17 protein-coding genes are annotated in these 18,320 nt (G+C 69.8%); 12 read left to right on the forward strand and 5 right to left on the reverse strand.

Features of this window, described 5'->3' with window-relative positions:
* Positions 1 to 72 precede the first annotated feature (72 nt).
* The 3 genes from JGS39_RS08310 (at position 73) to JGS39_RS08320 (ending at position 3,778) form a co-directional block, all read left to right on the forward strand.
* Positions 73 to 939, forward strand: coding sequence for a FadR/GntR family transcriptional regulator (locus JGS39_RS08310; RefSeq protein ID WP_236063250.1), 867 nt, complete (start codon positions 73 to 75; stop codon positions 937 to 939).
* Between the two features lie 323 nt (positions 940 to 1,262).
* The gene (locus JGS39_RS08315) at positions 1,263 to 2,813 is read left to right on the forward strand and encodes an RNA polymerase sigma factor (RefSeq protein WP_219568109.1); all 1,551 of its coding nucleotides are present in this window, start codon (positions 1,263 to 1,265) and stop codon (positions 2,811 to 2,813) included.
* A 134-nt stretch (positions 2,814 to 2,947) separates the two neighbouring features.
* On the forward strand, positions 2,948 to 3,778 hold the full coding sequence (locus tag JGS39_RS08320; RefSeq protein ID WP_219568110.1) for a S1 family peptidase: 831 nt from the start codon (positions 2,948 to 2,950) through the stop codon (positions 3,776 to 3,778).
* Positions 3,779 to 3,881: 103 nt separating this feature from the next.
* On the opposite strand, the gene JGS39_RS08325 is transcribed toward JGS39_RS08320, so the two are convergent.
* Positions 3,882 to 4,115, reverse strand: a complete 234-nt coding sequence (locus tag JGS39_RS08325) for a DUF7455 domain-containing protein (RefSeq protein ID WP_024489001.1) — start codon at positions 4,113 to 4,115, stop codon at positions 3,882 to 3,884.
* 434 nt (positions 4,116 to 4,549) lie between these two features.
* On the opposite strand from JGS39_RS08325, the gene JGS39_RS08330 reads away from it, so the two are divergent.
* The 6 genes from JGS39_RS08330 to JGS39_RS08355 all read left to right on the forward strand — a co-directional run bounded on the left by JGS39_RS08330 (position 4,550) and on the right by JGS39_RS08355 (position 11,348).
* On the forward strand, positions 4,550 to 6,670 hold the full coding sequence (locus tag JGS39_RS08330; protein WP_219568111.1) for a DNA gyrase/topoisomerase IV subunit B: 2,121 nt from the start codon (positions 4,550 to 4,552) through the stop codon (positions 6,668 to 6,670).
* A 158-nt stretch (positions 6,671 to 6,828) separates the two neighbouring features.
* Positions 6,829 to 7,347, forward strand: a complete 519-nt coding sequence (locus tag JGS39_RS08335; protein WP_219568112.1) for a DUF1453 domain-containing protein — start codon at positions 6,829 to 6,831, stop codon at positions 7,345 to 7,347.
* Positions 7,344 to 8,510, forward strand: a complete 1,167-nt coding sequence (locus JGS39_RS08340; protein WP_219568113.1) for a sensor histidine kinase — start codon at positions 7,344 to 7,346, stop codon at positions 8,508 to 8,510. The genes JGS39_RS08335 and JGS39_RS08340 overlap by 4 nt, the downstream gene beginning before the upstream one ends.
* On the forward strand, positions 8,507 to 9,184 hold the full coding sequence (locus JGS39_RS08345; RefSeq protein ID WP_219568114.1) for a response regulator transcription factor: 678 nt from the start codon (positions 8,507 to 8,509) through the stop codon (positions 9,182 to 9,184). The genes JGS39_RS08340 and JGS39_RS08345 overlap by 4 nt, the downstream gene beginning before the upstream one ends.
* 131 nt (positions 9,185 to 9,315) lie before the next feature.
* Positions 9,316 to 9,759 carry a DUF485 domain-containing protein gene (locus tag JGS39_RS08350; RefSeq protein WP_219568125.1) on the forward strand — a complete coding sequence of 148 codons (444 nt, stop codon included), beginning with the start codon at positions 9,316 to 9,318 and terminating at the stop codon, positions 9,757 to 9,759.
* The gene (locus JGS39_RS08355; RefSeq protein ID WP_219568115.1) at positions 9,756 to 11,348 is read left to right on the forward strand and encodes a monocarboxylic acid transporter; all 1,593 of its coding nucleotides are present in this window, start codon (positions 9,756 to 9,758) and stop codon (positions 11,346 to 11,348) included. Before JGS39_RS08350 ends, JGS39_RS08355 begins: the two co-directional genes overlap by 4 nt.
* A gap of 114 nt (positions 11,349 to 11,462) precedes the next feature.
* On the opposite strand, the gene JGS39_RS08360 is transcribed toward JGS39_RS08355, so the two are convergent.
* Positions 11,463 to 11,825 carry a DoxX family protein gene (locus tag JGS39_RS08360; RefSeq protein ID WP_219568116.1) on the reverse strand — a complete coding sequence of 121 codons (363 nt, stop codon included), beginning with the start codon at positions 11,823 to 11,825 and terminating at the stop codon, positions 11,463 to 11,465.
* Positions 11,826 to 11,930: 105 nt separating this feature from the next.
* Between JGS39_RS08360 and JGS39_RS08365 the strand changes: the two genes are divergently transcribed.
* Positions 11,931 to 12,314, forward strand: a complete 384-nt coding sequence (locus tag JGS39_RS08365) for a winged helix-turn-helix transcriptional regulator (RefSeq protein WP_219568117.1) — start codon at positions 11,931 to 11,933, stop codon at positions 12,312 to 12,314.
* Positions 12,315 to 12,330: 16 nt separating this feature from the next.
* Here JGS39_RS08365 and JGS39_RS08370 read toward each other — a convergent pair whose 3' ends face one another.
* Positions 12,331 to 13,014 (reverse strand): response regulator, encoded by a 684-nt coding sequence (locus JGS39_RS08370; protein ID WP_219568118.1) that lies wholly within the window; start codon positions 13,012 to 13,014, stop codon positions 12,331 to 12,333.
* A complete protein-coding gene (locus JGS39_RS08375) occupies positions 13,011 to 14,657 on the reverse strand; it encodes a sensor histidine kinase (RefSeq protein WP_219568119.1) in 1,647 nt (548 codons plus the stop codon). The genes JGS39_RS08370 and JGS39_RS08375 overlap by 4 nt, the downstream gene beginning before the upstream one ends.
* A 97-nt stretch (positions 14,658 to 14,754) precedes the next feature.
* Here JGS39_RS08375 and JGS39_RS08380 point away from each other — a divergent pair, with 97 nt between their 5' ends.
* Positions 14,755 to 15,774 carry a LacI family DNA-binding transcriptional regulator gene (locus tag JGS39_RS08380; RefSeq protein ID WP_219568120.1) on the forward strand — a complete coding sequence of 340 codons (1,020 nt, stop codon included), beginning with the start codon at positions 14,755 to 14,757 and terminating at the stop codon, positions 15,772 to 15,774.
* Positions 15,775 to 15,803: 29 nt separating this feature from the next.
* Here JGS39_RS08380 and JGS39_RS08385 read toward each other — a convergent pair whose 3' ends face one another.
* Complete coding sequence (locus tag JGS39_RS08385) at positions 15,804 to 17,093, reverse strand: citrate synthase (protein WP_219568121.1); 1,290 nt, start codon at positions 17,091 to 17,093, stop codon at positions 15,804 to 15,806.
* A gap of 108 nt (positions 17,094 to 17,201) precedes the next feature.
* On the opposite strand from JGS39_RS08385, the gene JGS39_RS08390 reads away from it, so the two are divergent.
* On the forward strand, positions 17,202 to 18,320 hold a 1,119-nt coding region (locus JGS39_RS08390), incomplete at its 3' end, for a citrate/2-methylcitrate synthase (RefSeq protein ID WP_219568122.1).

The following is an 18,320-nucleotide window of genomic DNA, read 5'->3' on the forward strand; positions in this document are numbered from 1 at the left end:
CTTTTCACCAAAGACCTCAAGGGGCGGCTGAGCCGCGCCGACAAAGGATGCGTGAGTACCCTTGCGCACACCATGATGACCGCCGCCCGCACCGCCGACACCGGCCTCGCCGGCCCGGGCGAACTCGACCGATATACCCACGCGGATGCGCCGGCCGGCGAGCGTGCCGCCGCCCGGTCCTGGGGGGACCCCGATACCGAACTGGGCCGTGTGGGCCGGCGAGGATCGGCCAGCCGGGGCCGAGGCCTGCACGGCCAACTTGTTCAGCAGTTGGGTCAGATGATCGTTTCCGGTGACCTCGGCGCGGACCGGCCCCTGGTGCCGGAGGAGATCGGCCAGCGATTCGAGGTCTCCCGCACCGTTGTCCGGGAATCCCTGCGCGTGCTGGAGGCGAAGGGCCTGGTCAGTGCCCGGCCCAACGTGGGCACCAGGGTCCGGCCGGTCAGTGACTGGAATCTGCTCGACCCCGACATCATCGAATGGCGCGCGTTCGGCCCGCAGCGTGACGACCAGCGTCGCGAACTGGGGGAGCTCCGGTGGACGATCGAACCCCTCGCCGCCCGGCTGGCCGCCGGTCACAAGCGTGATGATCTTCAGCAGAGGCTCGGGGACATGGTCGAGATCATGGGGCACGCACTCGGGCAGGGAGACGTGATCACCTGCGCCCGCGCCGATGCGGAGTTCCACTCCTTGCTCATCCAGGCCGCGGGCAACCGCATGCTGGAACACCTCTCCGGCATCGTGTCGGCCGCGCTGCAGGTCTCGGGCGGCCCGGTCACGGGCTGTGACCGGCCCAACGAGGCGTCGCTCGGCCATCACGCCCGCATCGTCGACGCCCTGGCGAGCGGTGACGCGGCAGGCGCCGAAACGGCGATGCGCCAGCTTCTTGTCGTCCAGGTGGAGCGAGTGGTGCCGGCGCCGCGCGAGCGCGAGCACTGACAGCGGCGCGGTCAGGGTGTACGGGCCAAGTGTCGTCGGACCTCCACGGTCCGGCGGCACAATTGTGGAGAGATGTCTCCTCTGGTCTTGTTCGTCGTGAATGAGGTGTGACTCGGGCCACGCGGATTGGGCGTAACACTCCTCGAAACAGCGCGATGACTTAAGAGGTGACCGCCGCGGAAGGAATACAGCAGCCGTTCAGTGCGCTGTGCAGTTCTGAGGCCTAGCCCGCGCCGTCGGTACATTCCCAGCCCGACGGTCGTCGGTACCAGCCCTCTCAGGGCAGGGCCGGAAGCCGTTTCCATCGTTCCGAGAGGTTGTTCGTGTCGGCCAGCACATCCCGTACGCTCCCGCCGGAGATCGCCGAGTCCGAATCTGTCATGGCGCTCATCGAGCGGGGAAAGGCTGATGGGCAGATCGCCGGCGATGACGTGCGTCGGGCCTTCGAGGCTGACCAGATTCCGCCAACCCAGTGGAAGAACGTTCTGCGCAGCCTCAACCAGATCCTCGAGGAAGAGGGTGTGACGCTGATGGTCAGTGCCGCGGAGCCGTCGAAGCGCGCCCGCAAGAGCAGCGTCGCAGCGAAGAGCCCGGTCAAGCGCACCGCCACCAAGACCGTCGCGGCCAAGACGACCGTGACGCGGACCGTCGCGGCCACCGCCGCCGCGTCGGCCGAGACCGTGGACGCGGTGGCTGACGACGCCGTTGCGGCCGCACCCGCGAAGAAGGCGGCAGCCAAGAAGACGGCTGCCAAGAAGACCGCCGTGAAGAAGACGGCGGCGAAGAAGACCGCGTCCAAGAAGGCCGGCAAGCAGGACGACGAGATCCTCGACGGCGACGACGCCGCCGAGGAAGTCAAGGCCGGCAAGGGTGAGGAAGAGGAGGGCGAGGGCGAGAACAAGGGCTTCGTCCTCTCCGACGACGACGAGGACGACGCACCTGCGCAGCAGGTCGCCGTCGCCGGCGCCACGGCCGACCCGGTCAAGGACTACCTGAAGCAGATCGGCAAGGTCCCGCTCCTCAACGCCGAGCAGGAGGTCGAGCTCGCCAAGCGCATCGAGGCGGGCCTGTTCGCCGAGGACAAGCTGGCGAACTCCGACAAGCTCGCTCCCAAGCTCAAGCGCGAGCTGGAGATCATCGCCGAGGACGGCCGCCGCGCCAAGAACCACCTGCTGGAGGCCAACCTCCGTCTCGTGGTCTCGCTGGCGAAGCGTTACACCGGCCGCGGCATGCTCTTCCTGGACCTGATCCAGGAGGGCAACCTGGGTCTGATCCGTGCCGTCGAGAAGTTCGACTACACCAAGGGCTACAAGTTCTCCACGTACGCCACCTGGTGGATCCGTCAGGCGATCACCCGAGCCATGGCCGACCAGGCCCGCACCATCCGTATCCCGGTGCACATGGTCGAGGTCATCAACAAGCTCGCGCGCGTGCAGCGTCAGATGCTCCAGGATCTGGGCCGTGAGCCCACCCCGGAGGAGCTGGCCAAGGAACTCGACATGACCCCCGAAAAGGTCATCGAGGTCCAGAAGTACGGCCGCGAGCCGATCTCCCTCCACACCCCGCTGGGTGAGGACGGGGACAGCGAGTTCGGCGACCTGATCGAGGACTCCGAGGCGGTCGTTCCGGCCGACGCGGTGAGCTTCACGCTCCTCCAGGAGCAGCTGCACTCGGTGCTCGACACGCTGTCCGAGCGTGAGGCGGGCGTGGTCTCCATGCGCTTCGGTCTCACCGACGGGCAGCCGAAGACGCTGGACGAGATCGGCAAGGTCTACGGCGTGACGCGTGAGCGCATCCGTCAGATCGAGTCCAAGACGATGTCCAAGCTGCGCCACCCGTCGCGTTCTCAGGTCCTGCGCGACTATCTCGACTAGGTCGCTCAGTCACGCGGTAGGCCGAGGGCCCGGATCCCCCAGGGGATCCGGGCCCTCGGTCCTGTGCGGGTGCGGGCTGCGGCCGGTGGAATGACTCTGGGTAGGCATGGTCCATCACAGAGTCAGGAGTACGCATGTCCCGTACCGTCGTCCGCACCATGACCCGGGCGCTTGCCCTCACTGCCGCAACGGCTGTGATACCGCTCGTCTCGCCTGCCCCGGCAGTCGCCGACAGCATCGTCATCGGCGGCCAGCCCGCTCACGTCAAGGACAGTCCGTGGGTGGTGGCGCTCTCCAGCCGTGACCGGTTCGGTGGTACCCGCGCCGGCCAGTTCTGCGGGGCCGTCGTGGTCGGGCCGAAGAAGGCGCTGACGGCCGCGCACTGCCTGAGCCGGGAGGCGCTGGGTGTCGATGTCGGCCAGGTGCGGGATCTGCGGATCATCTCGGGCCGGGACGAGCTCAACGGCACCGGCGGCAAGGAGATCGCGGTGAGCGGGACCTGGGTCAACCCCGGTTTCGACGCCGCCACCAACAGCGGGGACGTCGCGGTACTCACCCTCGCCGAGGCGTTGCCCGAACAGAGCGTGATCCCCATGGCCGGGGCCGGTGACTCCGCGTACGACCCGGATACTGCCGCAGTCGTCTACGGCTGGGGCGATACGACCGGTAGCGGTGACTACGCGTCGTCGCTCCGGTCGGCGAAGGTGACCGTGCTCCCGGACAGTTCGTGCGAGCAGGCCTATCCCGGAGGCCGTGACGGCACCTACGACGCCTCCGCGATGCTCTGCGCGGGCGAACCCCAGGGCGGCTACGACGCCTGCCAGGGGGACAGCGGAGGGCCTCTGGTGGCCCAGGGGAAACTGGTCGGCCTCGTGTCCTGGGGGAACGGCTGCGGGCTCCCGGGCAGCCCGGGCGTCTACACGCGGATCTCCGCCGCCATCGAGTGGATGGAGGGCGCCGCCTGACCGGCGCGGCCTGAGCGGGTGCGAGAACGGGCGGCTCCCCGGCTGGGGAGCCGCCCGTCGGCCGGTGCGGGACCGGCCCCTGGCTCGTCGTGGATGCGAGGTGTCAGTGTTGTTCCTCTTCGGCGGCTTGGGCCTGCACGGCCGTCAGTCGGTCCGTCTCATCCTGTATTTCCGCGGCGATCTTCTTGAGTTCCGGCTCGAACTTGCGACCGTGGTGGGCGCAGAAGAGCAGTTCACCGCCGCTGATCAGGACGACGCGCAGGTATGCCTGGGCGCCGCAACGGTCACAGCGGTCTGCTGCGGTCAGCGGGCTCGCGGGGGTCAGAACAGTAGTCACGTCGCCTCTTCTCTAGCTCGACGAGCTGTCGTACCAGGGTCAACATCCAACCAGGCCGAAAACGTTCCCGCTCGTGGCATTTCTTCGAAACTTCTTCTCAGGATGGCTGTCTGTTGCCGGTTCGCGGCGAATGTGCCGTATTGCGTGGCGCTACGGTTTCGCGTTGCTTGTCTCGGTCGGTCCCACCGGCCGGCTTGCCGGTTTGTTCATGAGGACGTGCCCGGAGCCTAAATGGTTCATGCCTGGAAGGGAACGTGATGTGCACGTCACTCCAAGGAGGGATCGAACGTGCATGCGAGGCTGGACTAGTGTGAGCGTTCTCCGAGGGTGGCGTTACACCCGCTCTACCAGGCCTCGGTACCCTCTCAGCGGCGACCGAAGCCGAGCCCGTTACCCACTGGGCCCCAAATGAAATTCAGCGAGGAGCGAACCGCGTGACCGCCGATACGTCCGTGCCGTCCACTGCGCTGCTGACCGGAGCAGACCGAGACGGTTCCAACTACACCGCGCGGCACCTGCTCGTACTCGAGGGGCTCGAAGCGGTTCGCAAGCGCCCCGGCATGTACATCGGGTCCACCGACAGCCGCGGCCTCATGCACTGTCTGTGGGAGATCATCGACAACTCCGTCGACGAGGCCCTGGGCGGTTACGGTGACCACATCGAGGTGATCCTGCACGAGGACGCCTCCGTCGAGGTCCGTGACAACGGCCGCGGCATCCCGGTCGACGTGGAGCCCAAGACGGGGCTCTCCGGCGTCGAGGTCGTGATGACGAAGCTGCACGCGGGCGGGAAGTTCGGCGGTGGCTCCTACGCCGCCTCGGGCGGCCTGCACGGCGTGGGCGCCTCCGTCGTCAACGCGCTCTCCGCGCGCCTGGACGTCGAGGTCGACCGCAACGGCTCGACCCACTCGATCAGCTTCCGCCGTGGCGTTCCCGGCATCTTCACGGAGCAGGGGGCGGAGAGCCCGTTCGATCCCGCCAACGGGCTCCGCAAGACCAAGCGGATCCCGAAGACCCGTACCGGCACCCGCACGAGGTACTGGGCCGACCGGCAGATCTTCCTGAAGGAAGCCAAGCTCAACCTGGACACGCTGTACCAGCGCGCACGTCAGACGGCGTTCCTGGTGCCCGGTCTCACCCTCGTCGTCCGCGACGAGCGGGGGATCGACGGCGCACCCGTCAGCGTGGAGACCTTCCACTACGACGGTGGCATCAGCGAATTCTGTGAGTACCTGGCCCAGGACAAGGCGGTCTGCGACGTCCAGCGACTGACGGGACAGGGCAGCTTCAAGGAGACCGTGCCGGTCCTGGACGAGCGGGGCCACATGATCCCGACGGAGGTCACCCGCGAACTCGGAGTGGACATCGCGCTGCGCTGGGGCACCGGCTACGACACCGTCGTCAAGTCCTTCGTCAACATCATCGCCACCCCCAAGGGCGGCACCCATGTGTCCGGTTTCGAGCGCTCGGTGACCAAGACGGTCAACGAGGTGCTCCGGTCCGCGAAGATGCTGCGTGTCGCCGAGGACGACATCGTCAAGGACGACGCACTGGAGGGCCTCACCGCCGTCGTGACCGTACGGCTGGCGGAACCGCAGTTCGAGGGCCAGACCAAGGAGGTGCTGGGCACCTCCGCGGCCAACCGGATCGTCGCCAACGTCGTGGCCAAGGAGCTCAAGACGTTCCTGACCTCCACCAAGCGGGACGCGAAGGCCCAGGCCAGGGCGGTTCTGGAGAAGGCGGTGGCAGCCGCACGCACCCGGATCGCCGCCCGCCAGCACAAGGACGCGCAGCGTCGCAAGACGGCCCTGGAGTCCTCCTCGCTGCCGGCGAAGCTCGCCGACTGCCGCAGTGACGACGTGGAGCGCAGCGAGCTGTTCATCGTGGAGGGCGACTCCGCGCTCGGCACCGCCAAGCTGGCGCGGAACAGCGAGTTCCAGGCGCTGCTGCCGATCCGCGGCAAGATCCTCAACGTTCAGAAGGCATCCGTCTCGGACATGCTGAAGAACGCCGAGTGCGGGGCGATCATCCAGGTCATAGGAGCGGGGTCCGGTCGGACCTTCGACATCGACGCAGCCCGCTACGGCAAGATCGTGCTGCTGGTCGACGCAGATGTGGACGGGGCCCATATCCGCATCCTGCTGCTGACGCTGTTCCAGCGGTACATGCGTCCCATGGTCGAGGCGGGGCGGGTCTTCGCGGCGGTGCCCCCGCTGCACCGGATCGAGCTGGTCCAGCCGAAGAAGGGCCAGGACAAGTACATCTACACGTACTCGGACAACGAGCTGCGCCAGCGGCTGCTGGAGCTCCAGCGGAAGAACGTCCGGTACAAGGACTCGATCCAGCGCTACAAGGGTCTGGGTGAGATGGACGCCGACCAGCTGGCGGAGACGACGATGGACCCGCGCCACCGCACGCTGCGGCGGATCAACATCGGCGACCTGGAATCGTCGGAGAAGGTCTTCGACCTGCTGATGGGCAACGAAGTGGCGCCCCGCAAGGAGTTCATCACCAGTTCGGCAGCCACGCTGGACCGTTCGCGCATCGACGTCTGAGACCGCGTTCTCCCCGGCATGGCGCCGGTTCGAGCCGTTGTCTCCACCCACGGGTGGAGACAACGGCTCCACCCGTGATCCACCCCTCGGCCGATCTGCCGAGCGGTCCGTTTCCGTAGCGTCGGATTGTCAGCACTTTCCGCAACTCGGAGGCGCCCATGCCCGGGCTCGTCAACGTCCTGGTGATCGTCGCGGTCATCGCTCTCGTCGTGGTGCGCCAGTGTTCGGAGCAGCAGATCTCCGGTGACCGCCGCTGGTGGGTCCTGCCGGGAGTACTGCTGGTCATGGCCCTGCGCGAGCCCGGCCTCGTGGATCCGCACCATGAAGCGCTGTCCGTCGTAGTCCTGGGCGCCGAGCTGGCCGTGGGCCTGGTCACCGGCGCGGGCTGGGCATGGACCACCCGGCTCCGGCGAGCCGAGGACGGGAGCCTCTGGGGCAAGGGCACCAGGGCGACCGCTTACGTCTGGTGCGCGGGCCTGGCGCTGCGAGCGGGCTTGTACGGGCTTGCCACGGCCCTGGGTATACATCAGGGCGCGCCCGCCCTGATGACGGCTCTAGCGGTCACCTTGCTGGTGCGCGGCGGCATCCTGGCGCGCCGGGCCGCGGAGATACCGGAGTCCTGCCGTGGATCTGCCGAGGGCATGAGCTTCCGGCCGACGTGGAAGGACCGTGTGTGACAGCCGCTGCCTGGACGAGCTGGCCGTCGAAGGAGGCACTCGCGCGGGAGACCCGTCCTCGGTCGCGGACCGTCATCAGCCGGTTGGTGCGGACGGTCGGGCTGATCACCCTGATGCTCTGGGGGACTTTCACGGATGGACCGTTCGGCCCGTGGGAGATCGTGGCCGGCGTCGTCGGAGTGGCAGGATGCGCCGCGGTCGCCGTGGCCTTCTTCCGGGCCAGCCTGAAGAACCGCCTGTGGCCCTCGCTCGGCCTGCTGTTCCTGCTGATGCTTGCGGCGTTCGGGGCGCAGCAGGCGGGGGCCGAGGTGCCCGCGACGGTGCTCTGGTGCGGCTGCGCCGTGACCGCTCTGGAGCGGCTTCCACTCCGCGCAGGTGTCCCGTCCACGGCGGTGGCACTCATCGCGTACGCCGCGGTGAACACCGATGACTGGCTGACCACGGCTGTGACCACGGCCGGGCTCTGCCTCGCGGGGTACGTGCTGCGTCTGGACGCCGAGGCCCGTGGAAGCGCGCAGCGCCTTCTGGCGCAGGAACGGGCGGCACGGGCGGCGGAGGCCGAGACGGCGGCGCTGGACGAGCGGTCCAGAATCGCCCGGGAGATCCATGACGTGCTCGCACACAGCCTTTCCGCCCAGCTGGTGCATCTGGAGGCGGCGCGGCTGCTCATCGAGAGGGAGCCGGCCGGGGAGTTCCGGGACGAGGTCCTGCAGCGGGTGGTCGCGTCCCGTTCCATGGCCCGTGAGGGGCTTGCGGAGACCCGCCAGGCCCTCTCCGCCCTGCGAGGGGAGGTGGCGCCCGTGGAGGAGTTCCTGCGGCAGCTGGTGGCGGCCGGGCCGGTCGAGGTCAGGGTGGAGGGTGAGCGGCGGACGCTGACGGCCGAGGCCTCGCAGACGGTCCGGCGCGTGGCGCAGGAGGCGCTCACCAATGTGCGCAAGCACGCACCGGGGGCCAGCGTGCTGATCAGGCTGGAGTATCAGCCGGACGCCATTGCCCTGGACGTCAGTGATTCGGGTGGGGACGGCCCCGGGGGAGAGTTGGCTGTCAGCGGCTCCGGCTACGGTCTGCTGGGGATGAGGGAGCGCGCCGAACTGCTGGGCGGCAGTCTGGAGGCCGGTCCCGGCGAGGAGGGGTTCGTGGTGAGTCTGCGAGTGCCCGCGTGAGCGCGCGGGTGGTGGTCGCCGATGATCAGTCGGTGGTGCGCGAGGGGATCGTCATGCTGCTGGGGCTGTTGCCCGGGATCGAGGTGGTCGGATCGGCGAAGGACGGGGAGGAGGCCGTCGCTCTTGTGGCCGAGCACGCCCCGGACGTAGTCCTGATGGATCTGCGGATGCCCCGCTGCGACGGGGTGGAGGCGACGCGCCGCATCCGCACGGAGTTCCCCGGCACACAGGTCGTGGTGCTCACGACCTTCGACGACGACGGCTCGCTCTTCCCGGCCCTCCGCGCGGGGGCCCGTGGATACCTGACGAAGGACGCGGGAGGTGACGAGATCGTGCGGGCCGTCCAGGCCGTGCTCTCCGGAGAGGCGGGGCTCTCGCCCGCCATTCAGCGCCGTCTGCTGGAGCAGGTCACCGAGGGGCCACTGCCGCGGGCGGTGAGCGATGCGCCGGAGCTGCCCGACGGGATGACTCCCCGTGAGGCCGAGGTGCTCGTCCTGATCGCCGACGGGATGTCCAACGCGGAGATCGCCCGGAGCCTCCACATTTCGCAGGCCACCGTGAAGAGCCACATCAACAACCTGTTCGCCAAGGCCGGGCTCCGCGACCGGGCTCAGGCGGTTCGCTATGCGTACGTTCGAGGGATCGCACATCCGCCCGGGGCAACCTTCACCTGAAGAGGTGAAGTCCGGGGAATGATGTGCCCGGGATCTTCCCGATCTGCCCATTCTTGGATACGCGGCCGAAGTGGTCCGTGGACAAGGGGAGTTGTTCGGTGGAGAAGGAAGCAGGGCGCGAGGCCGCAGGGATGCGGCTCGAGGACCCGTGGTACGACGCACTGGCCTCCGGATGGGGGGAACTGGACGGCACGGGAAGTTTTGCGCCCGCCGAGGTGCCCGCCCCCGCCACACCCGGGCGCGGTCCCAGCGCGGCGGAGATCTACCTGGAGGTGCAGCGCAGCGAGGCCTTCCAGGAAGTGCGCCGCCGGTACCGGCGATTCGTCGTCCCCGCCACCCTCGCCTTCCTCGTCTGGTACCTCGCCTACGTCGTCACGGCGGTCACCGCGCCCGGCCTGATGGCCCGTCCGGTGGTGGGCGCGGTCAACGTCGCCATGGTCGCGGGACTCGGGCAGTTCCTGACCACGTTCCTGCTCACCGGGGCGTACGCACGACATGCGCGGCTGCGCAGGGACCGGGCCGCGCTCGATCTGCGCTGGGACACCCAGGAGATGACGCGGGGGATCGGACGTTGAGCGGGAACCATCAGACCCTGGCGCTCCTGCTGTTCAGCGCCTTCATCGCCGTCACCCTCGGCATCACGACCTGGGTCAGCCGCAACCGCCAGGGATCGGCCGAGGAGTTCTACGCGGGCGGCCGGCTGTTCTCCCCCATGGAGAACGGTTTCGCCATCGCCGGCGACTACATGTCCGCCGCCTCATTCCTCGGCATCTCCGGGGTGATCGCCCTCTACGGCTACGACGGCATGCTCTACTCGGTCGGCTTCCTGGTCGCCTGGCTCGTCGTGCTGCTGCTCGTCGCGGAACTCGTCCGCAACTGCGGCCGGTTCACCCTCGCCGACGTGGTGGCGGCCCGCATGGCGGAGCGTCCGGTCCGGATCGCGGCGGGCACGTCGTCCGTGACCGTCTCCGTGCTCTACCTGGTGGCCCAGATGGTGGGGGCGGGCAGCCTTGTCGCACTGCTCCTCGGCGGGACGAGCGGCGCCGCACGGTCCTGGACGGTCATCGGTGTCGGGGCGCTCATGGTGGTTTACGTGTCGCTCGGCGGGATGCGCGCCACCACGTGGATCCAGATCGTCAAGGCCGTACTGCTGATGGCGGGCACCGTGGTCCTCACCGCGCTGGTCCTGGTCCACTTCCACGGAAACTTCAACGAGTTGCTCAACTCAGCCGCCGACCGCAGCGGGAACGGCAGGGAGTTCCTCTCGCCCGGGCTGCGTTACGGCGGAAGCTGGACGGCGCGCGTCGACTTCATCAGCCTGGGGCTGGCCCTGGTGCTCGGTACGGCGGGCCTTCCGCACATCCTGTCCCGCTTCTACACCGTGCCCACGGCCCGTGCGGCCCGGCGGTCCGTCGTCTGGTCCATCGGCCTCATCGGCGGCTTCTACCTGATGACGATCGTGCTCGGGTTCGGAGCGGCGGCCCTGGTCGGCTCCGCAGAGGTACGGGAGTCGAATCCGGCCGGCAACACGGCCGTTCCGCTGCTGGCCCTGGTCCTCGGCGGCGGTGAGGGCTCGACGGGGGGAACGATTCTGTTCGCGGTGGTCGCCGCCGTCGCCTTCGCGACCATCCTCGCCGTCGTCGCCGGTATCACCCTCGCCTCGTCCGCTTCCGTCGCCCACGACCTCTACGCCTCCCTCAGGCGACCGGGGTCCCGGCAGTACAGCGAGGTCGCCGTGGCCCGCGTCGCAGCGGCCGGGATCGGGCTGGCCGCCATCGGGCTGGGGCTGCTCGCCCAGGACCTCAACGTGGCCTTCCTGGTGGGCCTGGCCTTCGCGGTCGCCGCATCGGCGAACCTGCCGGTACTGCTCTTCTCGCTGTTCTGGCGGAAGTTCACCACGCGCGGGGCGGTCTGGTCGGTCTACGGCGGTCTGCTTCCCGCCGTCGCGCTCGTCCTGATCTCCCCGGTCGTCTCGGGCAGCCCCACCTCTCTGTTTCCTGGAGTGGACTTCCAGCTGTTCCCGCTGGAGAACCCCGGGCTCGTCTCCATCCCGCTGGGTTTCCTGGCAGGCTGGATCGGCACGGTCACCTCGACCGAGCCGCCCGACGAGGCCAAGCACGCGGAGACCGAGGTACGTGCGCTGACGGGAGCGGGCGCGGTGTGACCGGGCGGGGCTGGACCGTGCTGGTCCCGGACCGGGGGGACCGGACCGGGACTGGACCGGGCTGGGCACCGGACCGGACCGGGCGGGGCTGGACCGGGGCTCAGGCCTCCGGCATCACCAGGTCGTCGCGAGCCACACCGCCCCTGCGGCCAGCGCGATCAGGGCGGCGTTGAGACCGGTCTCCTTGGCCTCGCCCCGGGACAGGTGCAGGGCGCCCGCCAGTACCTGGAGCACGAGCAGGCCGAGTGCCGCCATCAAAGCGAGGACGGGCGCGATGCCCGTGAGCGGCGGCAGCACCAGACCGGCCGCACCAAGAATCTCGACGGTTCCGATGACCCGGACCAGCCCCATCGGAACCGTGTCCACCCAGCCCATCATGGGCGCCAGCTGCTCCTGGCTTTGGACGGCCTTCTTGCCACCCGCGTACAGATAGAAGGCCGCCAGGACACCTGCGACGATCCAGTAGGCGATTTCCATGCTCGTCCTCCGTCATGGTTACGATGCGTAAGTAAGCACATGATCGGTGACTATCGGAACGCTTACAAAAGGCACACGGGTGTGCCTTGCGAACAGGGGACGACGATGTCGAAGTACCGCCACAGCTGCCTCATCCGTGGCGACGGAGGCCGGGCGATCCGCGGCATCCTGGACCGCATCGGCGACAAATGGACCCTGCTGGTGGTGGCCACCCTCGACGGTGAACGCATGCGCTTCACCGAGCTCCAGCAGCGCATTCCCGGCATCTCGCAGCGCATGCTCACCCGCACCGTCCGGCACCTGGAGCGCGACGGCCTCGTGTCCCGCACGGTGTTCCCCGAGGTCCCGCCGCGAGTCGAGTACGAACTCACCGCGAGGGGGCGCACCCTGATCGAGCCCGCTGTGAAACTGGCCGAGTGGGCCGTCGACAACAACCCCGGCATCGAGCTGAGCCAGACGACCTACGACTCGGAGCACCCCAAGGCATAGCGCCCGGGCGCCACGGTCACCGGCCGCCGCCGGCGACCCACGCGTAGCGGTGTTCGGGGCGCCCGGTCTCCCCGTACCGCAGGGTCAGCCGGACGCGGCCCGACCGTTCCAGGAGTTTCAGATAGCGCTGGGCCGTCTGCCGGCTCATCCCGGCGCTCTCCGCGATCTCCTGGGCGGAGAGCGGGCCGTCGGCGCCGCGCAGTGCCTGGCGGACGAGCTCGGCCGTCGTGGCCGAGTGCCCCTTGGGCAGATCGGGCTCGCCCGCCGTCCACAGGGCGCCGAAGAGCCGGTCCACCTCGCCCTGCTCGGCCTCGCCGCCGCTGTCCAGGGAGCGGCGCAGCGCGGCGTAGGCCTCCAGCTTCGTCCGCAGCCCCGCATACGTGAACGGCTTCACCAGATACTGCAGGGCGCCCTGGCGCATGGCTTCCTGCACGGTGGCGACATCGCGAGCCGCGGTCACCATGATCACGTCGGTGCGGTGACCGAGGCTGCGCAGTTCCCGCACCACGGCCAGGCCGGTCCGGTCGGGCATGTAGTGGTCCAGCAGGATCAGATCGACCGGGCGCTCCTCGACCGCGGCAAGGGCGTCGGCGGCGGTGTGCGCCTGGGCTGCCACCCGGAAGCCGGGCACCTTCGAGACGTAGGCCGCATTGATCCGCGCGACACGGACGTCGTCGTCCACGACCAGGACCTCGATCACTGCGCCGCTCCCGCCTTGTCGGATTCCGTTTCGGTCATGGCCTCGGGAAGGACGACGGCGAATACGGCGCCGCCTTCGTCCGCCGCGTCCACCGCCACGCTGCCGCCCTGCCGCTCGGCCAGCCGCCGCACCAGGGCGAGTCCGAGGCCGCGCTTGCCGTGCGCCGGAATCTCCTTGGTCGACCAGCCCTCGGTGAAGATCGTTTCGCGCTGATCCGGCGGGACGCCTGGGCCGCTGTCGCGGACCCACAGCATCACCGTACGGCCCTCGGCGTGCAGGCCCACCTCGATCAGGGCACCGGCCGTTCCTGCGGCCGCGTCCAGAGCGTTGTCGACCAGGTTGCCGACGATGGTCACCAGCCCGCGCGGGTCGACGAGCCGGTCCGGAAGCAGGCTGTCCGGTGCCGTGCGCAGGGCCACGCCGCGCTCGGCGGCGACCGTGGCCTTGCCCACCAGCAGCGCGGCGAGGAGCGGGTCGCGGACCTTCTCGGTGATCTGTTCCGCGGTGGCCCGGTGGACGCCGACCACCTCGGTGACGAACTCCCTCGCGTCCTCGTGCAGCTCGAGCTCCAGCAGGCCGAGGAGCGTGTGCAGGCGGTTGGCGTGCTCGTGGTCCTGGGCGCGCAGGGCGTCGATCAGCCCGCGGGTGGAGTCGAGCTCGCGGCCGAGGTGTTCGAGCTCGGTGCGGTCGCGGAGGGTGACGACGGCTCCTCCGTCGGCTGTCGGCATCCGGTTGGCGAGCAGCACCCTGCTGCCGCGCACGGTCAGCAGATCCTCGCCGGACACGTCGCCGGCCAGCACATCGGCGGTCCGCCCGGTGCCGAACACCTCGGCCAGCGGACGGCCCGACGCCTCTGGCCCGACCCCGAGCAGCCGCTGCGCCTCGTCGTTCAGCAGCCGGACACGGCCGCCGCGGTCGAGCGCGACCACTCCTTCCCGGATGCCGTGCAGCATGGCCTCGCGCTCCGTCAGCAGCGCGGCGATATCGGAGAAGGCGAGGTCATGGGTCTGCCGTTGCAGGCGCCTGGAGATCAGGTAGGCGGCGAGAGCACCCACGGCCAGAGCCCCGCCCGCGTAGGCGAACAAGCCGGGAATCGCCGCGAGGAGCCGGGCCCGGACGCTGTCGTACGCGATCCCCACGGAGACCGCACCCGCGATGTGCCCGGACCGGTCGCGCAGCGGAACCTTCCCCCGGGCCGAGCGTCCGAGCGTGCCGCTGTCGATCTCCATCACGTCCTGGCCCGCGAGCGCCTGGCCGGGGTCGGTGGAGACGGTCCGCCCGATCCGGGACCGGTCTGGATGCGACCAGCGCACCCCGCGGCGGTCCATCACGACGACGTACTCGGCGTCCGTGGCACGCCTGATCCGCTCCGCCGCGGTCTGGACGGCACCGCCCGGCGCCGGGGCCGTGGTGAGCAGCGCCTCGGCGATCTGCGGCTGGGCGGCCGTGCTCTGCGCGATGGACAGGGCCCGGCGCATCGCCTGATCGTCGAGTTGTGCGCTGAGGGGTGCCAGAAAGAGACCGGTGGCGAGTACGGTGACGCCGGTGGCGATGGCCAGCTGCATCATCAGCACCTGCGAGAAGACCCGCTGGGGCCAGCCGAGCCGGCGCGGCCTTCTGGCCGTGGGCGGTGGGGCGCTCATCGTATGAACGGTAGAGGGCATTCCGGTGCTTTCCGAAATTCGTCTCGTTTCCCGATCCACGCAATCGGCTTGCGCTTCTTGCGCTAATCTTGCGCACATGACGCGACGACTTGCTCAGGTGGCACAGAAGGTTGGAGTCAGCGAGGCCACGGTCAGCCGGGTGCTCAACGGCAAGCCGGGCGTTTCCGACGCCACGCGGCAGGCTGTCCTGTCCGCCCTGGACGTCCTCGGCTACGAGCGCCCGACCCAGCTGCGCGGCGAACGGGCCCGCCTGGTGGGGCTGGTCCTGCCCGAGCTGCAGAACCCGATCTTCCCGGCCTTCGCCGAGGTGGTGGGCGGTGCCCTCGCCCAGCAGGGCCTGACCCCGGTGCTGTGCACCCAGACCAAGGGCGGGGTCTCCGAGGCGGACTACGTGGAGCTGCTTCTCCAGCAGCAGGTCTCGGGCGTGGTCTTCGCCGGTGGCCTCTATGCCCAGGCCGACGCCCCGCACGACCACTACAAGGTGCTGGCCGACCGCAAGATCCCCGTCGTACTGATCAACGCGGCCATCGCCCATCTCGGCTTCCCCTGCGTCTCCTGCGACGACTCCGTGGCCGTCGAGCAGGCCTGGCGTCATCTGGTCTCGCTGGGTCACGAGCGCATCGGTCTGGTGCTCGGCCCCTCGGACCACATGCCCTCGCAGCGCAAGCTGACCGCCGCCCGGGCGCTTGCCGAGGCCTCCGGCGCGGCCATCCCGGACGAGTGGGTGGCCAGGGCGATGTTCTCGCTGGAGGGCGGCCAGGCGGCCGCCATGCGGCTGCTGGATCAGGGCGTCACCGGGTTCATCTGCGCCAGCGACCCGCTCGCCCTGGGCGCGGTCCGGGCGGCCCGCCGCCGGGGCCTCTCGGTGCCCGAGGACGTCTCCGTCGTGGGCTACGACGACTCGGCGTTCATGAACTGCACCGAGCCGCCGCTCACCACCGTGCGTCAGCCGATCGAGGCCATGGGGCGGGCCGCCGTCGAACTGCTCTCGGTGCAGATCGGAGGCCGTACGGTGCCGTCCGACGAGCTGCTCTTCGAGCCGGAACTGGTGGTGCGGGGCTCGACGGCCCAGCCCCCGCGCAGCGCTTCCCGCTGAGCGTCGAGAATTTACACCGTGGACATCGTCTATTGCGAACCGGGCGCATGGCCGCTGGGAAGCGGCTGGGGCGGCCGGGGGCCGGTGTACTGACCGCTGGGGCGCATCCGCAGCGGACGCTCCCCGTACTCCTCCAGGGCGTGCGCGATCCAGCCCGCCGTGCGGGAGATCGCGAACACCGTCTCGCCCGCCTCCACAGCCATGCCCGAGGAGACGGACAGGACGGCGAGCGCCAGATCGACATTGGCGTGCAGGGGCGTGTGCCGGGTGGTCGTGGCGACGACGTCACGGGCGGCAGCCAGGGCGGGCGCGGCCCGCGGGACCTCGGCGAGCAGTGCGAACAAGGTGCGGGCCCGGGGGTCCTCGCCGGCGTAGAGCCGGTGGCCGAGTCCTGGGACCCGGCGTCCGCTGCGCAGATGGTCCGCGACCACCGGAGCCGCCCCGCCCCGCTCCAGGACCTCGGTCAGCATGCGGTGTGCCAGCCCGCTCGCGGCGCCGTGCAGAGGACCCTCCAGCACCCCGAGCCCCGCCGAGACCACGGCGTACGGATGCGCACGGGCGGAGGCGGCGACCCGCGCTGCCAGGGTGGAGGCGGCCAGATCGTGGTCGATCAGCAGCCCCAGAGCGGTGTCCAGCACCGCCAGTGACGCCTCGTCGGCCGGGCGGCCGGTGAGTTTCGGCCAGAGTTGACGTGCGAGACCGGGGCGCGCGGCAGCTTCCGACGCCTCCCCGGCAACCGTCGGCAGCGCGGCGGCCAGGGTCGGGATCAGGCTTCGGGCGCCGCCGAGCACCGCCTCGCGCGACAGGTCGAAACGGAGCGGGTCGGCCGCCGCCGCCGCGACGACCGCCACCCGCAGCCGGTCGGTCGCGCCGCAGTGCGCGGGCAGCGCGCCGACTGCCCGGCGGGCCGCGGCGAGTGTCTCGGCCGGCGCCGTGAAACGCATGCCGGGTCGCAGTTCCCCGGTCCAGAGCCACTCCGCGACCTCCTCGTACGTGTGCCGCCGGGCCAGCTCCGTGGCGTCCACGCCCCGGAAGAAGTACTGGTCGCTCCCGATGAGTGTGATGCCGGTGGGGAAGGACAGCGCGCCGGCCGCCGCGGTGGGTTCCCTGCGGCCCGTACGGCGGGCCAGGGCGTCGACCTCCGCCGCGTCGAACGTGCTGCCACGCCCGCCCGGGGCGCGGTTGCTGGTGAGCTGCCCCCGGCTCACGTACGCGTACACCGTCTCGGGCTTCACGCCCAGGCGCTCGGCCGTCTCCCGCGTGGTGAGCCGCTGTGCCGAGGGCTCGGTGAAGCCGGCCGCACCTGCTTGATCCGTCATGGTGTCCACCGTATCCATATTGATTCAATCAACATTGACAGATCTTCAGTCAAGCATGGACAGTCGAATCAATGTCAGCCGCAAACCGGAATGTCCATGGAGGAAGCAATGACGACCACCACCGCCACACCGCTCGACGTCCCCAGGGGCCTCGCCGGTGTCGTCGTCACGGATACCGCGCTCGGTGACGTCCGGGGCCGAGAGGGCTTCTACCACTACCGGCAGTACTCGGCGATCGAGCTGGCGCGGACCCGCAGCTTCGAGGACGTCTGGTACCTGATGACCGAGGGCGAGCTGCCCGGCCTGGCGGCCCGCGCCGAGTTCGCCGCCCGTACCGCCGGGTTGCGCAGGCTGCCCGCCGAGGTCCGCGACGCCCTGCCCGCCATAGCCCGAGCGGGCGCGGCGGCCGGTCCCCTCGCCGGGCTGCGTACGGCGCTCTCCCTGCTCGGCGCCTCGGCAGGCTTCCGGCCCGTGTACGACATCGACGCGGAGCGTCGCCGCAGCGACGCACTGACCGCCTGTGCCGCCGTCCCCACCGTGCTGACCGCTCTCCACCGGCTCGGCCAGGGTCTCGAACCGGTGGAACCCCGCGACGACCTGCCCTACGCGGCCAACTACCTCTACATGCTGACCGGTTCCGTGCCGGACGCCGACCGGGTCAGCGCGGTGGAGCAGTATCTGATCTCCACCGTCGACCACGGCTTCAACGCCTCCACCTTCACCGGCCGTGTCGTGGCCTCCACCGGAGCGGACATCGCGGCTTGCCTGGTGGCCGCCGTCGGCGCACTGTCCGGGCCGCTGCACGGAGGTGCGCCCAGCCGCGCCCTCGACACCCTGGACGCCATCGGCACCCCCGACCGCATCGACGGCTGGATCCGCGAGCGGGTGCTCGCCGGCGACCGGATCATGGGCTTCGGTCACCCGGTCTACCGCACCGAGGACCCGCGGTCACGCATGCTGAGGTCCATCGCCCAGAGTTTCGGCGGCCCGCTCGTGGACTTCGCCGTAGAGGTGGAACGGCAGGTCGAGGCGATCCTCGCCGAGCTCAAACCGGGGCGCGAACTGCACACCAACGTGGAGTTCTACGCCGGAGTGGTCATGGAACTGTGCGGGCTGCCGCGCGAGATGTTCACCCCGACCTTCTGCTCGGCGCGGGTCGTCGGCTGGAGCGCCAATATCCTGGAGCAGGCGGAGGATCTTCGAGTCCTCCGCCTGCTCCAGGATATT

This window comes from Streptomyces poriferorum (genome assembly GCF_019399235.1).
Taxonomy (GTDB): domain Bacteria; phylum Actinomycetota; class Actinomycetes; order Streptomycetales; family Streptomycetaceae; genus Streptomyces; species Streptomyces poriferorum.

Excerpts from the sequence above, each read along its gene's own strand:
- JGS39_RS08310 (WP_236063250.1), top strand. The coding sequence starts at position 73 with ATGATGACCGCCGCCCGCACCGCCGACACCGGCCTCGCCGGCCCGGGC.
- JGS39_RS08320 (WP_219568110.1), top strand. The coding sequence starts at position 2,948 with ATGTCCCGTACCGTCGTCCGCACCATGACCCGGGCGCTTGCCCTCACT.
- JGS39_RS08335 (WP_219568112.1), top strand. The coding sequence starts at position 6,829 with ATGCCCGGGCTCGTCAACGTCCTGGTGATCGTCGCGGTCATCGCTCTC.
- JGS39_RS08350 (WP_219568125.1), top strand. The coding sequence starts at position 9,316 with ATGCGGCTCGAGGACCCGTGGTACGACGCACTGGCCTCCGGATGGGGG.
- JGS39_RS08360 (WP_219568116.1), bottom strand. The coding sequence starts at position 11,825 with ATGGAAATCGCCTACTGGATCGTCGCAGGTGTCCTGGCGGCCTTCTAT.
- JGS39_RS08365 (WP_219568117.1), top strand. The coding sequence starts at position 11,931 with ATGTCGAAGTACCGCCACAGCTGCCTCATCCGTGGCGACGGAGGCCGG.
- JGS39_RS08375 (WP_219568119.1), bottom strand. The coding sequence starts at position 14,657 with ATGAGCGCCCCACCGCCCACGGCCAGAAGGCCGCGCCGGCTCGGCTGG.
- JGS39_RS08380 (WP_219568120.1), top strand. The coding sequence starts at position 14,755 with ATGACGCGACGACTTGCTCAGGTGGCACAGAAGGTTGGAGTCAGCGAG.
- JGS39_RS08385 (WP_219568121.1), bottom strand. The coding sequence starts at position 17,093 with ATGACGGATCAAGCAGGTGCGGCCGGCTTCACCGAGCCCTCGGCACAG.